17 protein-coding genes are annotated in these 18,760 nt (G+C 72.2%); 5 read left to right on the forward strand and 12 right to left on the reverse strand.

Annotated features, from left to right (window positions below; all coding sequences use genetic code 11):
* Position 1 precedes the first annotated feature (1 nt).
* Both AS857_RS24255 and AS857_RS24260 read right to left on the reverse strand, forming a co-directional pair.
* Positions 2–1,786: an SDR family oxidoreductase gene (locus AS857_RS24255; RefSeq protein ID WP_058045378.1), complete on the reverse strand. Its 1,785-nt coding sequence runs from the start codon at positions 1,784–1,786 to the stop codon at positions 2–4.
* A complete protein-coding gene (locus AS857_RS24260; RefSeq protein WP_058047017.1) occupies positions 1,783–2,631 on the reverse strand; it encodes a M24 family metallopeptidase in 849 nt (282 codons plus the stop codon). Before AS857_RS24260 ends, AS857_RS24255 begins: the two co-directional genes overlap by 4 nt.
* A 271-nt stretch (positions 2,632–2,902) precedes the next feature.
* On the opposite strand from AS857_RS24260, the gene AS857_RS24265 reads away from it, so the two are divergent.
* Genes AS857_RS24265 through AS857_RS24280 form a run of 4 tightly spaced genes read left to right on the forward strand, consistent with a single transcriptional unit; the run spans position 2,903 to position 6,403 of the window.
* Positions 2,903–3,871 (forward strand): ABC transporter ATP-binding protein, encoded by a 969-nt coding sequence (locus AS857_RS24265; RefSeq protein ID WP_058045379.1) that lies wholly within the window; start codon positions 2,903–2,905, stop codon positions 3,869–3,871.
* A complete protein-coding gene (locus AS857_RS24270; RefSeq protein ID WP_058045380.1) occupies positions 3,861–4,760 on the forward strand; it encodes an ABC transporter permease subunit in 900 nt (299 codons plus the stop codon). The genes AS857_RS24265 and AS857_RS24270 overlap by 11 nt, the downstream gene beginning before the upstream one ends.
* Entirely contained in the window at positions 4,757–5,668 is a 912-nt protein-coding gene (locus tag AS857_RS24275) for an ABC transporter ATP-binding protein (RefSeq protein WP_058045381.1), read from the forward strand. The genes AS857_RS24270 and AS857_RS24275 overlap by 4 nt, the downstream gene beginning before the upstream one ends.
* Before the next feature lie 15 nt (positions 5,669–5,683).
* Positions 5,684–6,403 carry an ABC transporter permease gene (locus tag AS857_RS24280; RefSeq protein ID WP_058045382.1) on the forward strand — a complete coding sequence of 240 codons (720 nt, stop codon included), beginning with the start codon at positions 5,684–5,686 and terminating at the stop codon, positions 6,401–6,403.
* A gap of 44 nt (positions 6,404–6,447) precedes the next feature.
* On the opposite strand, the gene AS857_RS24285 is transcribed toward AS857_RS24280, so the two are convergent.
* The 3 genes from AS857_RS24285 to AS857_RS24295 all read right to left on the reverse strand — a co-directional run bounded on the left by AS857_RS24285 (position 6,448) and on the right by AS857_RS24295 (position 9,491).
* Positions 6,448–7,395 carry an aminoglycoside phosphotransferase family protein gene (locus AS857_RS24285; RefSeq protein ID WP_058045383.1) on the reverse strand — a complete coding sequence of 316 codons (948 nt, stop codon included), beginning with the start codon at positions 7,393–7,395 and terminating at the stop codon, positions 6,448–6,450.
* 61 nt (positions 7,396–7,456) lie between these two features.
* Complete coding sequence (locus AS857_RS24290) at positions 7,457–8,731, reverse strand: CynX/NimT family MFS transporter (RefSeq protein ID WP_058045384.1); 1,275 nt, start codon at positions 8,729–8,731, stop codon at positions 7,457–7,459.
* Between the two features lie 49 nt (positions 8,732–8,780).
* Positions 8,781–9,491, reverse strand: a complete 711-nt coding sequence (locus AS857_RS24295; RefSeq protein WP_058045385.1) for a FadR/GntR family transcriptional regulator — start codon at positions 9,489–9,491, stop codon at positions 8,781–8,783.
* Positions 9,492–9,599: 108 nt separating this feature from the next.
* Here AS857_RS24295 and AS857_RS24300 point away from each other — a divergent pair, with 108 nt between their 5' ends.
* Positions 9,600–10,370 (forward strand): rhomboid-like protein, encoded by a 771-nt coding sequence (locus AS857_RS24300; RefSeq protein ID WP_420823961.1) that lies wholly within the window; start codon positions 9,600–9,602, stop codon positions 10,368–10,370.
* Here AS857_RS24300 and AS857_RS24305 read toward each other — a convergent pair.
* The 7 genes from AS857_RS24305 to AS857_RS24335 all read right to left on the reverse strand — a co-directional run bounded on the left by AS857_RS24305 (position 10,342) and on the right by AS857_RS24335 (position 18,747).
* Positions 10,342–11,160 (reverse strand): HAD family hydrolase, encoded by an 819-nt coding sequence (locus AS857_RS24305; protein WP_173864798.1) that lies wholly within the window; start codon positions 11,158–11,160, stop codon positions 10,342–10,344. The two genes, AS857_RS24300 and AS857_RS24305, sit on opposite strands and share 29 nt — an antisense overlap.
* Positions 11,157–12,434: a serine--tRNA ligase gene (serS, locus tag AS857_RS24310; RefSeq protein WP_079110588.1), complete on the reverse strand. Its 1,278-nt coding sequence runs from the start codon at positions 12,432–12,434 to the stop codon at positions 11,157–11,159. The genes AS857_RS24305 and serS overlap by 4 nt, the downstream gene beginning before the upstream one ends.
* 669 nt (positions 12,435–13,103) lie before the next feature.
* Positions 13,104–14,039, reverse strand: a complete 936-nt coding sequence (gene pheA, locus AS857_RS24315) for a prephenate dehydratase (RefSeq protein ID WP_058045387.1) — start codon at positions 14,037–14,039, stop codon at positions 13,104–13,106.
* Between the two features lie 144 nt (positions 14,040–14,183).
* Positions 14,184–15,683, reverse strand: a complete 1,500-nt coding sequence (efeB, locus tag AS857_RS24320) for an iron uptake transporter deferrochelatase/peroxidase subunit (RefSeq protein ID WP_245700448.1) — start codon at positions 15,681–15,683, stop codon at positions 14,184–14,186.
* Entirely contained in the window at positions 15,683–17,611 is a 1,929-nt protein-coding gene (locus tag AS857_RS24325; protein ID WP_058045388.1) for a copper resistance CopC/CopD family protein, read from the reverse strand. Before AS857_RS24325 ends, efeB begins: the two co-directional genes overlap by 1 nt.
* 6 nt (positions 17,612–17,617) lie before the next feature.
* Positions 17,618–18,094, reverse strand: a complete 477-nt coding sequence (locus tag AS857_RS24330) for a copper chaperone PCu(A)C (RefSeq protein WP_058045389.1) — start codon at positions 18,092–18,094, stop codon at positions 17,618–17,620.
* Positions 18,094–18,747, reverse strand: coding sequence for an SCO family protein (locus AS857_RS24335; RefSeq protein WP_058045390.1), 654 nt, complete (start codon positions 18,745–18,747; stop codon positions 18,094–18,096). Before AS857_RS24335 ends, AS857_RS24330 begins: the two co-directional genes overlap by 1 nt.
* Between the last annotated feature and the right edge of the window lie 13 nt (positions 18,748–18,760).

Consider the following 18,760-nt stretch of genomic DNA (forward strand, 5'->3'; position numbering starts at 1 on the left):
GCTACAGCGGCGGCTCGATCCGGGCGAGGGCCCGCTGCGCCCAGGGAGCGAAGCGGGACATGAACTGGAGGCCGTGGGCCTCGGGGGTGACCGGCACGACCGCCTGGTTGCGGACCACCGCCCGCAGGACGGCCTCGGCGACCTTCTCCGGCGGGTAGTTGCGCCGGCCGTAGGCCCGGCCCACCTTGGCGCGCATGCGCCGCTCCTCCTCCTCGGAGACCCCGGCGAAGCGCGCGGTGCCGGTGATCGGGGTGTTGACGATGCCGGGGCAGATGGCGGAGACGCCGATGCCCTGCCCGGCCAGCTCGGCGCGCAGGCACTCGCTCAGCATCAGCACCGCCGCCTTGGACGTGCTGTAGGCGGGAAGGGTCCTGGAGGGCTGGAAGGCCGCGGCCGAGGCCGTGTTGACGATGTGGCCGCCCTGGCCGCGCTCGGCCATCTGCTTGCCGAAGAGGCGGCAGCCGTGGATGACGCCCCACAGATTGACGTCGAGGACCTTGCGCCAGTCCTCGGCCGAGGTGTCCATGAAGGATCCGGCGAGCCCGATGCCGGCGTTGTTGACCAGCACGTCCACCACGCCGTACTCGGCGGCGACCTTCGCGGCCAGCTTCTCCATCGCTGCCTCGTCCGAGACGTCGGCGCACTCGCCCCAGGCGCCGGGGGAGCCGATCAGCCGGGCCATGTCGGCCGTACGGGCCGCGCCCTCCGGGTCCCGGTCCACGGCGACGACCCGGGCGCCCGCCTCGGCGAACGCGAACGCGGTGGCCCGGCCGATGCCGCTGGCCGCCCCTGTGACCAGCACCAGCCGTCCGGCGAACCAGCGTGCGTACGGGCCGGCGGGAGCGGTCTCCGTAGACCGTCCGCCCTCCTGCCGGGACAGCGCGAACTCGGCGATCCATGCCGCCACTTGATCGGGCCGGGTGCGCGGCACCCAGTGCTTGGCGGTCAGATTGCGGCGCACCAGGCCGGGCGCCCACTGCTCCAGGTCGTCGTAGAGCCGCTCGGAGAGATAGGCGTCACCGGTGGGGGTGATCAGCTGCACGGGGGTGTGGGCGTAGGCGTCGGTGCGCGGGCGGCGCAGCCGGGCGCGGATGTTGTCGCGGTAGAGCCAGGCGCCGTGTGCGGCGTCCGACGGCAGGGAGGGCGTCGGATAGCCCGAGACCGGAAGCTTCTCCAGGCGCGCGATCAGCTTGGGCCACTGCTTGCCCAGCGGTCCGCGCCAGGCGGCCTCCGGCAGCCCGGGGGTGTGCAGCGCGTACACGTACCAGGACCGGGCGCTCTGGCCGAGCATCTGGGCTACCCGCCGCGGGGTGGGCCGCGCCGCGCGCTTGCGGAACCACATTGCGAGGTGGTCGAGGGAGGGGCCGGAGATGGAGGTGAAGGAGGCGATGCGCCCCTCGGTGCGGGCGACGGTGGCGAACTCCCACGCCTGCACCGACCCCCAGTCGTGCCCGACCAGGTGCACCGGGGCGTCCGGGCTCACCGCATCCGCGACGGCCAGGAAGTCGTCCGTGAGCTTCTCCAGGGTGAAGCCCCCGCGCAGCGGCTTCGGCGCCGTGGAGCGGCCGTGGCCGCGCACGTCGTACAGCACGACGTGGAAGCGGTCGCGCAGCCGCTCGGCGACCTCGGACCAGACCTCCTTGCTGTCCGGATAGCCGTGCACGAGCACCATCGTGGGCAGCGAGGCGTCGCCGAGCTCCGCCACGCACAGCTCGACCCCGCCCGTACGGATCCGGCGCTCCCGCGCGCCCTCGAGCCCCGCGCTGTTGCCGGCGTTCTCGCTCATGCGGCCCTCTCCTCCTGCGTGCGCCGCACGTGCGGCAGATCGTCGTCCAGCCAGAACGCGCTCTCTTCGGGATCCCGGGAGTCGGTGACCACCAGGAGCTCCTCGAACTTCGCGCCCGTCCCCCGGAAGCCGAGGTGGGGCTCGACCGCCCACAGGCCGGGCCGGGGCGGGTGGTCGGAGAACCGGTGCGGGCTCCACAGCGGGGACCAGCCCTCCCGGTGCCCGCGGAGGGCGTCGGAGGCGAGCCCCTTGAGGGCCTGGGTGCCGAACCCGAACACATGCGGCGACCAGCGGCGCTCCCTGACCCGGCCCACCTTGTGCGCGATCACCCCGAAGGGATAGGCGCGGTGCCGGTTGGCATGGCCCTGGCGGACCATGAGCCGGTCCACGTCCTCGTATATCTCGCGCAGGGGGCGGCGCTCACGCACCTCGCGCAGGACGAGCTCCCGGTGCTCCGCGAGATCGGCCATCAGGCGGTCGTGCAGCGGATTCGGGCCCAGACAGCCGGAGTAGCCGATGTCCGCCGTGAAGCCGCGGTGGACCGGGGCCATGTCGAGGATGAAGGGCATCCCCGCCTCCAGCCGCCGGTCGGTCGGGAAGAACTGCAGGGGCACCCGGAAGCCCGCGAACGCCGTGCGGTCCCCGAACCAGGCGAAGGGCAGGTGGAACCAGTCCCGCACGCCGTGCCGCCGCAGCCACTCCCGCTGCATCCGGGCCGCCTCGCGCTCGGTGACGCCCGGCCCGAGCTGTGCGGCCACCGCCTCCGCGCAGTCGTAGGCCAGCCGCTGGACTTCCCTGAAGCCCCGCAACTCGCCGGTGAGTTCCCGAGGCACTGCTGAGGTCATGGCCATTCGTCCGTCCCGTGAGCCGACTCCGGTACGCGTCCGTAACGTGACACTGACGAATGTGACAATGACCGGCGGCTGCGTCAAGAGTCGTGCACGGCCTGTGGAAAACCTCTTCGCCGGACCCGCACCCTCCCCGCGCCCCGCACCCGGCCCACCCCTCCCTGCGGACCGTTCCCCTACGGGCACGTCAGACCCGAGGACTACACGGAACCAGCCGTCTGGTCTGACGCCTGGTGTGGCACGCGCCACTACCTTCGAAGGTGTGACTGTGATCGCTACCGAAAGCCTCAGCAAGCGGTTCCCCCGGGTGACCGCTCTTGACCGGCTGTCCGTCGACATCACGCCGGGCGTGACCGGCCTGGTGGGCGCCAACGGAGCCGGCAAGTCCACGCTGATCAAGATCCTGCTCGGGCTGTCCCCCGCCACCGAGGGCCGCGCCAGCGTGCTCGGCCTCGACATCGCGACCGAGGGCGCGGCCATCCGCGAGCGGGTCGGGTACATGCCCGAGCACGACTGCCTGCCGCCCGACGTGTCGGCCACCGAGTTCGTCGTCCACATGGCGCGGATGTCGGGCCTGCCCGTCACGGCAGCCCGTGAGCGCACCGCCGACACGCTGCGCCACGTGGGCCTCTACGAGGAGCGCTACCGCCCCATGGGCGGCTACTCGACGGGCATGAAGCAGCGGGTCAAGCTGGCCCAGGCCCTCGTCCACGACCCCCAGCTGGTCTTCCTGGACGAGCCCACCAACGGCCTGGACCCCGTGGGCCGCGACGAGATGCTCGGCCTGATCCGCCGCATCCACACCGACTTCGGCATCTCGGTGCTGGTCACCTCACACCTGCTCGGCGAGCTGGAGCGCACCTGCGACCACGTCGTCGTCATCGACGGCGGCAAGCTGCTGCGCTCCTCCTCCACCAGCGACTTCACCCAGGCCACGGCCTCCCTCGCGGTCGAGGTCACCGACTCCGACACCCACCCGGACGGCACGGCGGCCCTCGCGGCCTCGCTCGCCGCGGCCGGCCTCGCCGTCCAGCCCGTCGGCCAGGCGGGGGAGTTCGCTGCGGCCGGCTCCGGCCACGTCCTCCTCGTGGACGTCACCGGCGACGACACCTACGACACCGTGCGCGACGCGGTCGCCGACCTCGGCCTCGGCCTCATCCGCATGGAGCAGCGCCGCCACCGCATCGCGGAGGTCTTCCAGAGCGCACACGAAAGGGGCAGCACCGATGCCGCCTGAGACCGCCTCCGCGCCCGCGCAGGACGTCATCCACAACATCGGCTACCGCAACTACTCCGGTGCCCGCCTCGGCCGCTCCTACGCCCGCCGCTCGCTCTTCTCGCAGAGCCTGCGCGGCGCGTACGGCCTCGGCCGGTCGGCGAAGTCCAAGGTGCTGCCGATGATCCTGTTCGGCGTGATGTGCCTGCCCGCCGCCATCATGGTGGCCGTCACGGTCGCCACCAAGCTCAACAAGCTGCCGGTGGAGTACACGCGCTACGCGATCATCATGCAGGTCGTCATCGGCCTCTACGTGGCGTCACAGGCCCCGCAGTCCGTCTCGCGCGACCTGCGCTTCAGGACCGTGCCCCTGTACTTCTCGCGCCCCATCGAACGCGTCGACTACGTGACCGCGAAGTTCGCCGCGATGTTCTCCGCCCTGTTCATCCTCACCGCGACGCCCCTGCTGATCCTCTACGTCGGCGCCCTGCTCGCCAAGCTCGACTTCGCGGACCAGACGAAGGGGTTCGCCCAAGGACTGGTCTCCGTGGCACTGCTCTCGCTGCTCTTCGCCGGCATCGGCCTGGTGGTCGCCGCGCTCACCCCGCGCCGCGGCTTCGGCGTCGCCGCCGTCATCGCCGTCCTGACCATCTCCTACGGGGTGGTGAGCACCGTCCAGAGCATCGCCCTGCAGCGCGACAACACCGATGCGATCGGCTGGATGGGCCTGTTCTCGCCCATCACCCTCATCGACGGCGTGCAGACGGCGTTCCTCTCCGCGACCTCCGCCTTCCCCGACGGCCACGGCCCGAGCACCGCGGCGGGCTTCGTCTACCTGCTCGTCCTCGCCGCCCTGATCGCCGGCTCCTACGGGGTGCTGATGGGCCGCTACCGAAAGGTCGGGCTGTGACTTCGATCCGCATCGACAACGTCTCCCGCTGGTTCGGCAACGTCGTCGCCGTCAACGACGTCTCCATGACCGTCGGCCCTGGCGTCACCGGCCTCCTCGGCCCCAACGGCGCCGGAAAGTCCACCCTCATCAACATGATGGGCGGCTTCCTCGCCCCCTCCACCGGCACCGTCACTCTCGACGGCGCACCCATCTGGCGCAACGAGCGGATCTACCGCCACATCGGCATCGTCCCCGAGCGCGAGGCGATGTACGACTTCCTCACCGGCCTGGAGTTCGTCCGCGCCAACGCCGAACTGCACGGACTGGGCGCCTCCGAGGCGCAGCGGGCGCTCGCCACCGTCGAGATGGAGTACGCGCAGGACCGCGCGATCAGCACGTACAGCAAGGGCATGCGGCAGCGCGTGAAGATGGCCTCCGCGCTCGTCCACGAGCCCTCCGTACTGCTGCTGGACGAGCCCTTCAACGGCATGGACCCGCGCCAGCGCATGCAGCTGATGGAGCTCCTGCGCAGGATGGGCGCCGAGGGCCGCACCGTGCTCTTCTCCTCGCACATCCTGGAGGAGGTCGAGCAGCTGGCCACCCACATCGAGGTCGTCGTCGCGGGCCGGCACGCCGCCTCCGGCGACTTCCGCAAGATCCGCCGGCTGATGACCGACCGCCCGCACCGCTATCTCGTGCGCTCCAGCGACGACCGCGCGCTCGCCGCCGCCCTGATCGCCGACCCGTCGACGGCGGGCATCGAAGTGGACGTCCAGGAGGGCGCCCTGCGCATCCAGGCCGTCGACTTCGGGCGCTTCACCGCCCTGCTGCCCCGGGTCGCCCGGGAGCACGGCATCCGGCTCCTGACGGTCTCGCCCTCGGACGAGTCCCTGGAATCGGTCTTCTCGTACCTCGTCGCGGCCTGAAAGGAGCCCAGCGCCATGTTCAACGCCACCGTCGCACGGCTCACCTACCGGGGCCTCCTGGGCCGCCGCCGTGCCTTCATCCTCTTCGGGCTGCCCGCCCTCCTGATCGGCGTCTCCGTCGTGGTCCGGATCCTCGTCGGCGCCGACGACGGCACCGCGGGCAGCGTGCTGGGCGGCCTCGCGCTCGCCACCATGGTCCCGCTCATCGGCGTCGTCGCCGGGACCGGCGCGATCGGCCCGGAGATCGACGACGGCTCCGTGGTCTACCTGCTGTCCAAGCCGGTCAAGCGGCCCACGATCATCTTCACCAAGCTGGTCGTCGCGATCGCCGTCACCGCCGTCTTCTCGGCCGTCCCCACGCTCATCGCCGGCTTCGTGCTCAACGGCAACAGCCAGCAGATCGCGGTCGCCTACGCCATCGCCGCGGTCGTCGCCTCCATCGCCTACAGCGCGATGTTCCTGCTGCTGGGCATCCTCACCCGGCACGCCGTCGTGGCCGGCCTGGTCTACGCCCTGGTGTGGGAGTCGCTCTTCGGCAGTCTCGTGCCCGGCGCGCGCACCCTGAGCGTCCAGCAGTGGTCGCTCGCCCTCGCCCAGCGCATCGGTGCGGAGGGCGCCGTCTCCTCGGACGTGGGCCTGCCGCTGGCGCTGTCCCTGCTCGCCGGTGTGACGGTGGCGGCGACGTGGTTCGCGGGCCAGAAGCTGCGCTCCCTGACGCTCGCCGGGGAGGAGTGAGCCCAGTCCCCTGAGGCTCACCTCCTCAACCCGTCCTCCGAGCCTCAATCCCGTACGACATAACGCTGCAGCGCCCGGGCGATCTCCACCTGCTCGGGCGCGAGTGCGTCTTCGCCGTCCTCGACGTCCCACAGGGCGTTCTGCAGCACCCTGCCCAGCGTCCAGCGGGCCGCCCGCCGCCGGTCCAGCCCCAGGACGTCGGTCATCAGGTCGAAGCGGCGCAGCACCGCCCGCTGCACGTCGCCGGTCGCGGTGATGTCGTCCCACCGGTCGTGCAGGGCGGGCAGCAGTTCGAAGCCGGCGTCGCCCACGAGCGGCTTGGGGTCGATGGCGAGCCACGGCTCGCGCGCGGAGCCCGGCACGGGGGCGAGGACGTTGGCGTAGTGGAGGTCCCAGTGCAGCAGCAGGCCGCCCGGCTCGCCGACGACCTCCCGGACGGCCTCGGCGCACCTCTCGACCAGCCGGCGCTCCGAGGGGTCGCGCAGTTCCGGCAGCGCCGTGGGGACGTCCTTCAGCATCGCCCCGGCGACGTCCCCGAGGGAGCGCAGCCCGGCGGGCGCGGGGGCCTTCAGGAGCCGCCCCAGCAGCTCGGCGAGCGTCTGCAGTGAGGCCTCTGCATCCGGTATGGACAAGAGTGAACGGTTGGCGTCCAACCGTTCCAGCAACATCGTGCCGGTCGCCGCGTCGTGGTCGAGGAGCGCGACCGCCGCATCACCGTTCCAAGCACCCAGGGCGGCCGGCTCCCCGGCGCTCTCGTCGGTGACCGGCTGGAGCTTGAGCGCCGCCGGGGTGCCGTCCTCCCGCAGCACGGGCAGGACGAGGGCGACCATGCCGTGCGAGGCCGGCCCGTCGATCCGCAGGCCCCAGTGGTCGAGGAAGCGGGCGGCGAGCTCCGGCAGCGCCGCGATCCAGGAGCGGCCGGCCTCTCCGTCGAAGTCCTCGTGGAAGCCGGCGAGTTCCGCCGGGACGGTGATGCGGTGAGCGGCGTGCATGGGCGACGGTCTCCTCACGACGGGTGGGGGGCCCCGGAGGGCCTCCTGTCCACCCAACGTCTCAGATCTTCCGATCGCGCCCGGCGCCCATGGCGAGAAGCAGCAGTGCCGCGCAGGCGACGAGCAGCAGGGCGACAGGAAGCGTCCAGCTGTCGGTCGCCTGGTGGACCGCACCGATCGCGAACGGGCCGACGGAGGCGAGCAGGTAACCCCACGTCTGCGCCATGCCCGACAGGCGGGACGCGGTGTGGGCGTCGCGCGTGCGCAGCACCATCAGCGTCAGGGCGAGGCCGAGCAGACCGCCCTGCGCGACGCCCATCAGCGTCGCCCAGACCCACGCGCCCGCCACGGGCGCGGTCAGCAGGCCGGTGACCCCGGCGGCCATGAGGACGACGACCCCGGCGCCGAGCAGACGCTGGTCGCGCATCCGGCCGGCGACCATGGGCACGACGAACGAACCGGCCATCTGCACCAGCGTGTAGAAGGCGTAGACCATGCCGGCCTCGTTCTTGCTCATGCCGCCGTCGGTGAACACCGTCGGCATCCAGGCGATGCACACGTAGGCGATCAGCGACTGGGTGCCCATCATCAGCGTGACCTGCCAGGCGATGGGCGACCGGGTCAGCTTCGGCCCGCTCTGCGCCGTCTGCGCGGGCGTGGCGGCCGCCCGGCCGTGCCGGGTGCCGCGCCGCGCGAGGACGGCCTGCGGGACCCACACGACGGCCGCCACGGCGGCGAGCAGCGCCCAGGAGGCCAGGGAGCCCTGCCAGCCGCCCAGGGCGTTCTCCAGGGGTACGGACAGGGCGGCCGAACCGGTGGCGCCGAGGATCAGCGTGGTCGAGTACAGGGCGGTCATGCTCGCGGCGCGGTCGGGGAAGTCCCGCTTCACCAGGCCGGGCATCAGCACGTTGAGCAGGGCGATCGCCGTGCCGACGAGCGCACAGCCGACGAAGAGGGCGACGACCGGGGGCGCGATGCGCAGCAGGATGCCGCCGCACAGCAGCAGGAGGGCACCGCACAGAACGGTCTCCGTGCCCCAGCGCCGGGCGAGCTTCGGGGCGACGATCGAGCCCAGACCCATGAAGACCAGCGGGATGGTGGTCACGAGGCTGCTCGCCGCGGCCGCCAGGTGGAAGTGGTCACCGATCTCACCGATGAGGGGCGAGACGCCGGCGAGTGCGGCCCGCATGTTGAGCGAGGCGAGGACGATGCCGGTCATGACGAGCGCGGGGTGGGCGCGCAGGGTGCGGCGCGCGGCGGCCACCGGGGGCGTGGGGGCCAGGTTCTCTTCCGCGTCTATCAGGGGGTCGAGTGTGTCCGGCCTCGTTTCCGACATGGGGGTGCCTTTCCAGGACGTGCGGTGAGGTGGTGAAGGGTGGTGCGGGTCAGCTCTCGGAGAGGAGGCTCTCCACGGCCTGCTTCGGGCGCTCCAGGAGGGCCCGGGCGGCCCGCGCGGCGGCCTCGGGGTCGCCGGAGGCGATGGCGTCCATGAGGGCGTGGTGGTCGCCGTGGATGATGCGCGGCATGTCGCGGTCGCCGAGCGCGGTGACCAGCGCCTCGCGGACGGAGCTGCTGAACCAGGCGTAGGTCGCGGTCAGCGCGCTGTTGTGCGCGGCCTCCACGACGGCGCGGTGGAACTCGACGTCGTGGTCGGCGTAGAGCTCCAGGTTGCCGGAGTCGGGCTGGCCCTCGGGGTCCTCGAACGCCGTCTGGGCTTCCAGGGCGGCCTTCATCCGGGCCAGGTCGGCGGGCTCGTGGCGCGCGGCCGCGAGGCGCGCGGCCTCGGCCTCCAGCGCGATGCGCAGCTCCAGCACGTCGCGCACCCCGGCGCGCTGCACGCCGCGCATGATCTCGGCCGGGTCGGCCATGGAGACCACGAACGTGCCCTCGCCCTGCCGCGAGCGCAGCATTCCGGCGTGCACGAGGACGCGGACGGCCTCGCGGACCGTGTTGCGGCCGACCTGGAGCTGCTCGGCGAGCGCGTGCTCGGTCGGGATACGGCTGCCGATCTTCCACTCGCCGGCCGCGACCTGGGCGCGCAACTGATCCACGACGGTGTCCACGAGGGACTGCCGTCCCGCTGCCCGCAGTGCCATTCGTCCTCCGGTCCCCGGCCTCGGCCGCGCATGATTCACCCGATTGCCCAGTCATCCTACAACTGCCCCGACGGGGCGGCCAGGGCGCCGGACGGCTACCGTCGAATGGTGCGTGGACGGGAAGGGCCCCGCGGCTCCGGCACGCCCGGCCGGTGGCCGGCCGTCGCCGCCCGCGCCGCTTCCCTGGCCGGCTCCGGCATCCGTTCCTGGATCCGCTCCTCGCCGGGGACGCACATATGGCTGCTCGTCATCGGCATCACCAGCCTCGTCATCGCCGCGGCCAGTCAGGACCTGGAGACGTTCCTGCTGCACCGCACCAGCAGCAACATCCACCAGCTCACCAGGCACCCGCTGCAGTCGCTCCTGATCAGCGGGTTCTGGATCGAGAACCCCTCGTCGTTCCTGCTCTACGCCGCGCTCTTCGAGGCGCTGCACGCGAACGTGGAGCGCTGGATCGGCACCGCCCGGTGGCTCTTCACCGTCGGCTTCGCGCACATCGCGGCGACGCTCATCAGCCAGGAGATCGTGCTGATGTCGATAGAGGACCACGAGCTGCCGCGGACGATGAAGAGAGTCGTCGACATAGGCGTCTCGTACGGGCTCGCCGCCGCCGCGGGGATCCTCACCTACCGGATGCCGCGGCCGTGGCGGTGGCTCTGCCTCGCCGGAGTGGTGCTCTTCTTCGGCCTCCCGCTGGCCACGGGCGGCACCTTCACCGACGTGGGGCACGCGATAGCCGTGGCCATCGGCCTGGGCTTCCGGCAGTTCACGCACGGCCGCCCGGCATGGGACTTCGCGCGCGTGCCCGAAGCCCTGCGACAGGCGGCCGCGGCCGTGACGTCGGGGCCGGTCAGCCGAAGAGACGCTCCAGGACCGTAGCGATCCCGTCGTCCTCGTTCGACCCGGTGACCTCGTCGGCGACGGCCCGCAGCTCCGGATGGGCGTTGGCCATGGCCACGCCGTGGGCCGCCCAGCCGAACATCGGTATGTCGTTGGGCATGTCGCCGAAGGCGATCGTGTCGGCGGGCTTCATCCCGAGCCGGCGCGCGGCCAGGGACAGGCCGGTGGCCTTGCTCAGCCCCAGCGGCAGCAGCTCGACGATGCCCGCACCCGCCATCGTCACGCCGACCAGGTCGCCCGCGGCCGCCCGCGCGGCCTCGGCCAGGGCGTCGTCGTCGAGCTCAGGGTGCTGCAGGTAGAGCTTGTTCAGCGGCTCGGCCAGGAGCTCTTCCCGGTCGTGGGCCGGGACGGCCGGCAAGGGGCCCTCCTGGATGCGGTAGCCGGGGGTGACGAGCACCTCGCCGTCGAGGCCGTCACGGCCCGCGGCGAGGTGCAGCGGGCCGGTCTCGGCCTCGATCTTGGCGATGGCCAGCCCGGCGAGCCGCCGGTCCAGCGTCACCGACGTCAGCAGCCGGTGCTCGCCCGCGTGGTAGACCTGCGCGCCCTGCGCACACACCGCCAGGCCCTGGTAGTCCAGCTCCTGGAGGATGTGGCGCGTCCACGGGACGGCCCGGCCGGTCACGACGATGTGCGCGGCACCCGCCTCCGTGGCCAGCTTCAGGGCGGCCCGGGTGCGCTCCGAGACGGTCTCGTCGGAGCGCAGCAGGGTGCCGTCGAGGTCGGTCGCGACGAGACGGTAGGGCAGCGCGGAACCAGGGCCGTCAGTCACTTGGCGACGGGCTCCAGCACCTCGCGCCCGCCCAGGTACGGACGGAGCACCTCGGGCACGCGCACCGAGCCGTCGGCCTGCTGGTGGTTCTCCAGCAGCGCCACGATCGTGCGCGGCACCGCGCACAGCGTGCCGTTGAGGGTGGCCAGCGGCTTGACGGTCTTGCCGTCGCGCAGACGGATGGACAGCCGCCGCGACTGGAACTCGTTGCAGTTGGAGGTCGAGGTGAGCTCGCGGTACTTGCCCTGGGTGGGGATCCACGCCTCGCAGTCGAACTTGCGCGAGGCTGACGCGCCCAGGTCACCCGTGGCGACGTCGATCACCTGGTAGGGCAGCTCGAGGCTGTTCAGCCACTGCTTCTCCCACTCCAGCAGGCGCGCGTGCTCGGCCTCGGCGTCCTCCGGCGCGACGTACGAGAACATCTCGACCTTGTCGAACTGGTGGACGCGGAAGATGCCGCGGGTGTCCTTGCCGTACGTGCCGGCCTCGCGGCGGAAGCACGGCGAGAAGCCGGCGTAGCGCAGCGGGAGCTGCGAGGCCTCGACGATCTCGTCCATGTGGTACGCCGCGAGCGGCACCTCGGACGTGCCCACCAGGTAGAAGTCGTCCTTCTCCAGGTGGTAGACGTCCTGCGCGGCCTGGCCGAGGAAGCCCGTGCCCTCCATGGCACGCGGCTTGACCAGGGCGGGCGTCAGCATCGGGGTGAAGCCGGCGGCCGTGGCCTGGGCGATGGCGGCGTTGACGAGCGCGAGCTCCAGCAGGGCGCCGACGCCCGTCAGGTAGTAGAAGCGCGAGCCGGAGACCTTGGCGCCGCGCTCGACGTCGATCGCGCCGAGCAGCTGGCCGAGCTCCAGGTGGTCCTTGGGCTCGAAGCCCTCGGCGGCGAAGTCGCGCGGGTTGCCGACGGTGTCCAGGACGACGAAGTCGTCCTCGCCGCCGCGCGGCACGTCGGGGTGGACCAGGTTGCCGATCTGCAGCAGCAGGCGCTGGGCCTCGGCGGCGGCCTCGTCCTGGTCGGCGTCGGCGGCCTTGACGGCGGCGGACAGCTCGCCGGCCTTCTTCAGCAGCGCGGTCTTCTCGTCGCCGACGGCCTTGGGGATGAGCTTGCCGAGCGACTTCTGCTCGGAGCGGAGTTCGTCGAAGCGGACGCTGGACGACCTGCGCCGTTCGTCGGCGGAGAGCAGTGCGTCGACGACGTCGACATCCTCTCCACGGGCGCGCTGGGAGGCGCGCACACGGTCGGGGTCCTCACGAAGCAGGCGAAGGTCAATCACCCCTCCAGGCTACCGTTGCGGACGCGATCACTCGACGGCATATTCCTCTTGATGGCGGTTTGCCCTATTTTGGGCGTTCGGAAAAGGCTGCGAATAATCAGGGCCGCGGGTGATCGGGAAGGTGCTGAAAAGCCGTCGGAGCGGACTCCCGGGGAATGGCTGCGCTTTTGCCGAAAAGGGGGCATAGCGGTGGCGCGGGCGGCTGATCCGCTTGCGGACGGCGGGAGTTGGCCCGCTCCTTGTCCACAGGAGGGAATCCCTCCGCTTTCTTTGTCCACAGGCTGTGCGCGAAATCTGTGGACGCCGGAATCGAACGTTCCGTCCGCTTCTGTCCTGCGCCGTGTATTCCTTGGTCAAACCTCGCTCGGCCACTCATTCGGGTGGTATTGCCTCACCTCAAAGGGTTATTCGCAGACATTCCGCTGACGAGCGAGCTGTGGGCAGCCCGATCGGGCGAACCTAGGTGCTGTGGATGACGGCCCTATGGCTAGAGCGATTTGTCGACCTTGACCGATTCGCAGAGCGGTACGGGTGCCTCGTTCTGTCGACTTATCCCCAGGTCGAGAACCCCCTGTGGATAACTCTGGGGATGTCCGCGCCGACGGCTACCGTCGCGACGTGGACATCAACGACTCCCGCTTACGCGCGGCCGGCCCGGGTGCGGCCTGCTCAGGCCCGGCCGTCCTGGCAGCGCACCAGCCAGTCCGCCGCCGTCACGAACTCCTCGTCCGACGTGCCGTAGCGCGCCGGACCGACCTCCGCCGGATCCACGCCCGCCCGGGGATACGAGCCGAGGAACCGCACCTGCGGGCAGATCCGCTTCAGCCCCATCAGCGCCTCGCCCACGCGCCGGTCGGTGATGTGCCCCTCCGCGTCGATCGCGAAGCAGTAGTTGCCGATGCCCTCGCCCGTCGGGCGGGACTGGATGAGCATCAGGTTCACCCCGCGCGTCGCGAACTCCTGCAGCAGCTCCAGCAGGGCGCCGGGGTGGTCGTCGCGCAGCCACACCACGACGGAGGTCTTGTCCGCGCCCGTCCGCGCCGCGGGCCGCGCCGGGCGGCCCACCAGCACGAACCGGGTCTGCGCGTTCTGCGCGTCGTGGATGTCGGTGACCAGCGGCTCCAGCCCGTACGTGGCCGCCGCGAACTCCCCGGCGAACGCGGCGTCGAAGCGCCCCTCCTGCACCAGGCGCGCGCCGTCCGCGTTGGAGGCCGCCGACTCCCAGAGCGCGTCCGGCAGATGCGCGGCGAGCCACTTGCGCACCTGCGGCTGTGCCACGGGGTGGCCGGTCACCGTCTTGATGTCCGCCAGGCCGGTCCCCGGGCGCACGAGCAGCGCGAAGGTGATCTGCAGCAGCACCTCGCGGTAGATCATCAGCGGGGCGCCCGTGGCGAGCTGGTCGAGCGTCGCGGTGACGCCGCCCTCCACCGAGTTCTCGATGGGCACGAGCGCGGCCGCCGCCTCGCCGTTCCGCACGGCGTCCAGCGCCGCCGGCACGGACACCATCGGCACCAGCTCCCGCGTCGCCGCCTCCGGCAGCGTCCGCAGGGCGGCCTCGGTGAACGTGCCCTCGGGGCCGAGATAGGTGTAGCGGCTGGCCGACATCACGCTGGCTCCTCGATCGTCTGGGGGCTCGCCACGATACCGAGCGCCCCGGCGGCGGGCCCCGCGCACTGAGCGCCGGCCCGGTCCGTCCCCGCGGGTGAGGAGCACGGCCGGGCCCTGCGGTCTTCGGTCCTCCGGCCGCCCTCAGCCCTCCAGCAGCCGCTGCCCCACGTACTCGCCCGGCGCGCAGCCGCCCGGCACCGCGTAGAGGCCGCTCGACTCGTGCCGCAGGAAGCGGGAGAGGCCGTCACCGCGGTCCAGCTTCCGCTGCACCGGCACGAAACCCTTCAGCGGGTCCGCCTGCCAGGCGACGAACAGCAGGCCCGCGTCCGGAGCCCCGTCATCGAGGAAGCCGTCATGGTAGGAGAACGCCCGCCGCAGCATCGTCGCGCCCCGGTTGGACGCCGGCGACGCGACGCGGACGTGCGCATCGCCCGCGATCGCCAGCGACCCGTCCTCGCGGAACTTGTTGAGGTCCACCGGCGTGGTCTCCGTGCCGCCGGACAGCGGCGCCCCGTCCGACTTGCGGCGGCCGATCACCTTCTCCTGGCGCTCCAGGGAGAGGTTGTCCCAGCTGTCGAGCAGCATGCGGATGCGCCGCACCACCGCGTACGAGCCGCCCGCCATCCAGGCGTCCGCGCCGCCGCGGTCCTCCGGCACGTAGACGTGGCCCGCGAAGCGGGGGTCCGACGGCTTTGGGTTGTTGGTGCCGTCGACCTGGCCCATCAGATTCCGGGCGGTCATCGGCTGCGCCGTGGCCCCCGGCGTCCGGTTGAAGCCGTTCATCTGCCAGCGCAGCCGTGCAGCGCTCCCGGCCTGCTGCTGGAGCAGCCGCAGCGCGTGGAAGGCGACGAGCGCGTCGTCGGCGCCGATCTGCACCCACAGGTCGCCCTCGCTGCGCTTGGGGTCGAGCGCGTCGGCGGTGAAGGCGGGCAGCGGCTCCAGGGCGGCGGGCCGCTTCGAGGCGAGCCCGGTCCGGTCGAAGAACGTGCGGCCGAAGCCGAAGGTGACGGTCAGCGAGCAGGGGCCCGCGTCGAGGGCGACCCCGGAGTCGTCGCCCTGGGGCGTCCGCCCGGCCATGAGGTCGGCAGCGGTCGCCGACCACCGCCGCAGCAGTGCGGCCGCGGCCTTGCGGTCGGCGCCGGGCGCGAGGTCGAAGGCGGCCATGTGGCCGCACGTCTGCGCGGGATCGGCGATCCCGGCCTGGTGCACGCCGTGGAAGGCCCTGCTCGCGGAGCCGACGCCGTTCAGCGGGGCCGGATCCTTCCGTACGGTCTCGGCGGCGACCGCCCCGGCCGCACCGCCCGCGACGAGCCCGACCGCGCCCGCGGCGCCGGCCGTGCCGAGCAGCCGGCGGCGGCTGACGCCGTTCGCGGCGCGGGCCTGCGCAGGCCGGCCGGGCTGCTCGCCCCGGCCGGGGCCCGTCTTCGCGGCCCCGGCGCCTCCCGCCGGCTTGGTGGCCGCAGCGGTTCCCGCCGCGGTGGAGGCCTTGGCTTCCTTCACGGCCTTGCCGACCTTCGCGGCCTTCGCGCTTTTCACTGCCTCTGCAGGCTTCCCGGCCTGCGGGGCCTGCGGGGCCTGCGGGGCCTTCCCGGCCTGCGGGCCCTGGGAGGTCTTCTCTTCGTCCTGGGATCGTTCAGTCATCAGTTGATCTTCACGTTCCTGATCTCCGTGATCTGGTCGATGTCGGAGGTCCGTACGGTCAGGGTGAGCTGCCATTCGCCGGCCATGGGCAGCTGGAAGCCGGAGGCCTGCCAGCGGCCGGCCGGGCCGCGCTTGAGGGACGTGCGCAGCGGGCCGATGTTCTTCCGCGTCTCGGTGAAGGACACCTCCAGCTCCGGTACGTCGACGGCCTTGCCGGCCGGGTCGGTCACGGTGACGTCGAGGGAGTTGTTGCCCGAGCGCGCCGGGTCGATACGTACGACGGCCGTGCCTCGCCCGTTCGTGCCACCGGTGTCGTACGGGATCTTGACCTCGGCCGGGCCGGAGGCGTCCGGCGCGGTGGTCCGGGCGCCGCCGGAAGAGGCGGCCTGCCGCTGTTCGGTCTCGGCCCGCCCGGGCTGGGTGCCGGTGAGGAGGGTGGTGACGGCGAGCACGGCGACGGCGACCCCGGCCTCGGCCAGGACGGAGCGCCGCAGCCCGCTGCGGCCTTCGTCCGCGTCGCGCCGCCGCTGCCCGGCGGCCTTCTCCAAGGCCTCCCGCTGGCGTGCGAGCTGGGCGGCCCGCTCGGGAGAGGCGTCCTTGTCCTCCCGGGAGGGGCTCGCCGCCTTGGCGGCACGGGCCTGCCCGGCCGCCTTGGCCTGGACCGGCCTGGCGGCCGGGGCCGCCTTCTTCGCCGCCGGGCGGCGGTCCGTGAGCCGGCCCGTCCAGCGCCGCGAGAAGTACGCGAGGCCGAGCATGCCCGTCACGAGCGCGACCTTGAGGAGGAGCCAGCGGCCGTACTCCGTGCCGGTGAGCGCGCCCCACGAACCGACCTGCCGCCAGGACTGGTAGAGGCCGGTCGCCACCAGCACGCACACCGAGGTGAAGGCGAGCCGGGAGAAGCGCTGCACGTCCGCCTGCCGGATCGGCTCTCCCGTCCACAGCACGGCCAGGAGGGAGGCCAGGCCGCCCAGCCACACCGCGACGCCCAGCAGGTGCAGGACGTCGACCGGCATCGCGAGCCAGGGCTGCAGGCCCGCCGAGGCGTGCTCGGCCATGGCCCAGGTCGCCGCGAGCCCGACGGCGACGACCGCGCCGCCGATCGCGAGCCCGTAGGCGACGTCGCGGCGCTCCATGCCCGTGCGGTCGCCGTCCTCGCGGGCGTACGAGCCGAACAGGACGGCGAGGAAGACCGCGGCGGCGCTCAGCAGCAGCAGGCGGGACAGCAGCGCCGCGCCCGGCTTGGTGGCCAGGACGTCACCGAGGAGGGACAGGTCGAAGGCGGCGCCGATGCCCTTGCCGCCCGTGTACGGGCCGCGCAGCAGCAGGAGCGCCGAGGTCGCGGCGAAGAGGGTGATCCAGCCGCCGACCGCGATGCGCTGCACCGGCCGCGAGGAGCGGCAGACGCCTGCGAACACGCAGCCGCCGACGAGGAGGAGGTAACCGGCATAGGCCGCATAGCGCCCTGTGGTGTAGAGAGCGTCGACGACCGGGTCGGCCTCGGCCGTCGTCACTTTCGCCGCCGTCTTCGACGGCGCCCCTATGGAGAAGGTGAAGGCCCCGGCCACCGGGTGGCTGTCCGCGGAGACGGCCTGCCAGGCCACCGTGTAGGTGCCGTCGGCGATTCCGCCGGCGAGCCCGACGGACGCCGTGTTCGACTTGCCGTCCACGTGCGCCGGCCTGCCCTCGTCGACGCGCTTGCCCTGCGGGTCGAGGACCCGCACGGAGTCTGCGCTGAGCAGGACGCCCTCGGAGAAGGTGAGCTTCACCTTCTCGGGCGCGACGGGCACCACCGATCCGGAGGCCGGGTCGGTGGAGGTCAGCGCGGCGTGCGCCGAGGCGCTGCCCGCCCCGGGCCCGAGTGCGCAGAGCAGCGCGGCGAGCAGCGTGCCGAGGACCGGCAGCAGCCGCCCGGCGGTCAGGGTCTTCATCGCACGTCAGTCCTTGGGACGGAACGTCGTGGACTCCACCGGCACCTTGACCTTGACCGGTCCGGCGGTGGCGAAGTGCAGCGTGAACTCGATCTTCTCGCCGACCTTCGGCTTGTGGCCGAGCTTGCCGAGCATCAGATGCGTGCCGCCGCGCGCGAGCTTCAGCTCGCCCTTGGCCGGCACGTCGAGCGCGGCCGCGTGCTTCATCTGCGAGCCCTCGGTGGTGTGCATGGTGATGTCACCGGAGAGCGGGCTGGTGACCTTGGTGAGCCGGTCGGCCTTGCCGCCGTCGTTGCTGACGGTGAGGTAGGCGGCGGCCATGTCGGTCATCGCGGGCTGCGGCAGGTAGGCGCCGCTGACCGAGAGCTTCGGCTTGTCGGACGCCAGGGCGTCCTTCTCGGACTGGCAGCCCGTGAGCAGCAGGAGCCCTCCGGCGAGGACGAGCGGCAGGGTGGCGGCGGTGGCGGCGGTGGTCTTGCGCATTACGGGTTCTCCCCCTTGATGATCTTCGGGAGATCCTTGGAGTACTGGTCCTTGCTGGTTTCGGTGGTGTAGATCCAGTGCCCGCCGTTGTCCTTCGGCGAGAAGCCGACCACCTCGGCTCCGTGGCTGACGGTGATGGAGCCGTCCTTCTCCTTCTTCGGCTTCTCCACGAAGATGCCGACGCTCTTCGCCGCCGCCTGGATGGTGGCGAAGTCACCGGTGAGGCCGACGATGTCCTGGCCGCCCTGGGCGTCCAGCCACTCCCGCATGCGCTTGGGCGTGTCGCGCTCCGGGTCGGTGGTGACGAAGACGACCTGGAGCTTCTCCCGGTCCTCCTTGGACAGCGTCTTCTCGGCCGCGGCGATGTCGGCGACGACCGTGGAGCACACGTCGGGGCAGTAGGTGTAGCCGAAGTAGAGGAGGAGCGGGCGCCCCTTGGTCGCATTGACCAGCTCGTACTTCTTGTCGTCCGTGTCGGTGAGGACCAGGTCCGGCTTGGTCTTCGGGGTGTCGAGGGTGATCGCGGCCTTCTTCGGCGCCGCGGAGACGTCGGCCAGAGGCTTGTCGCCGCCGTCGTCCGAGCCGCCGCCGCAGGCGGTCAGCGTGAGCGCGGCGGCCGTGGCCAGGGCCGCGCCCAGTATGCGGGTGCGCATGGAGCTCTTCTCC

Origin of the sequence: Streptomyces roseifaciens (genome assembly GCF_001445655.1) — a bacterium.
In the GTDB taxonomy this organism is placed as follows: Bacteria; Actinomycetota; Actinomycetes; order Streptomycetales; family Streptomycetaceae; genus Streptomyces; species Streptomyces aureoversilis.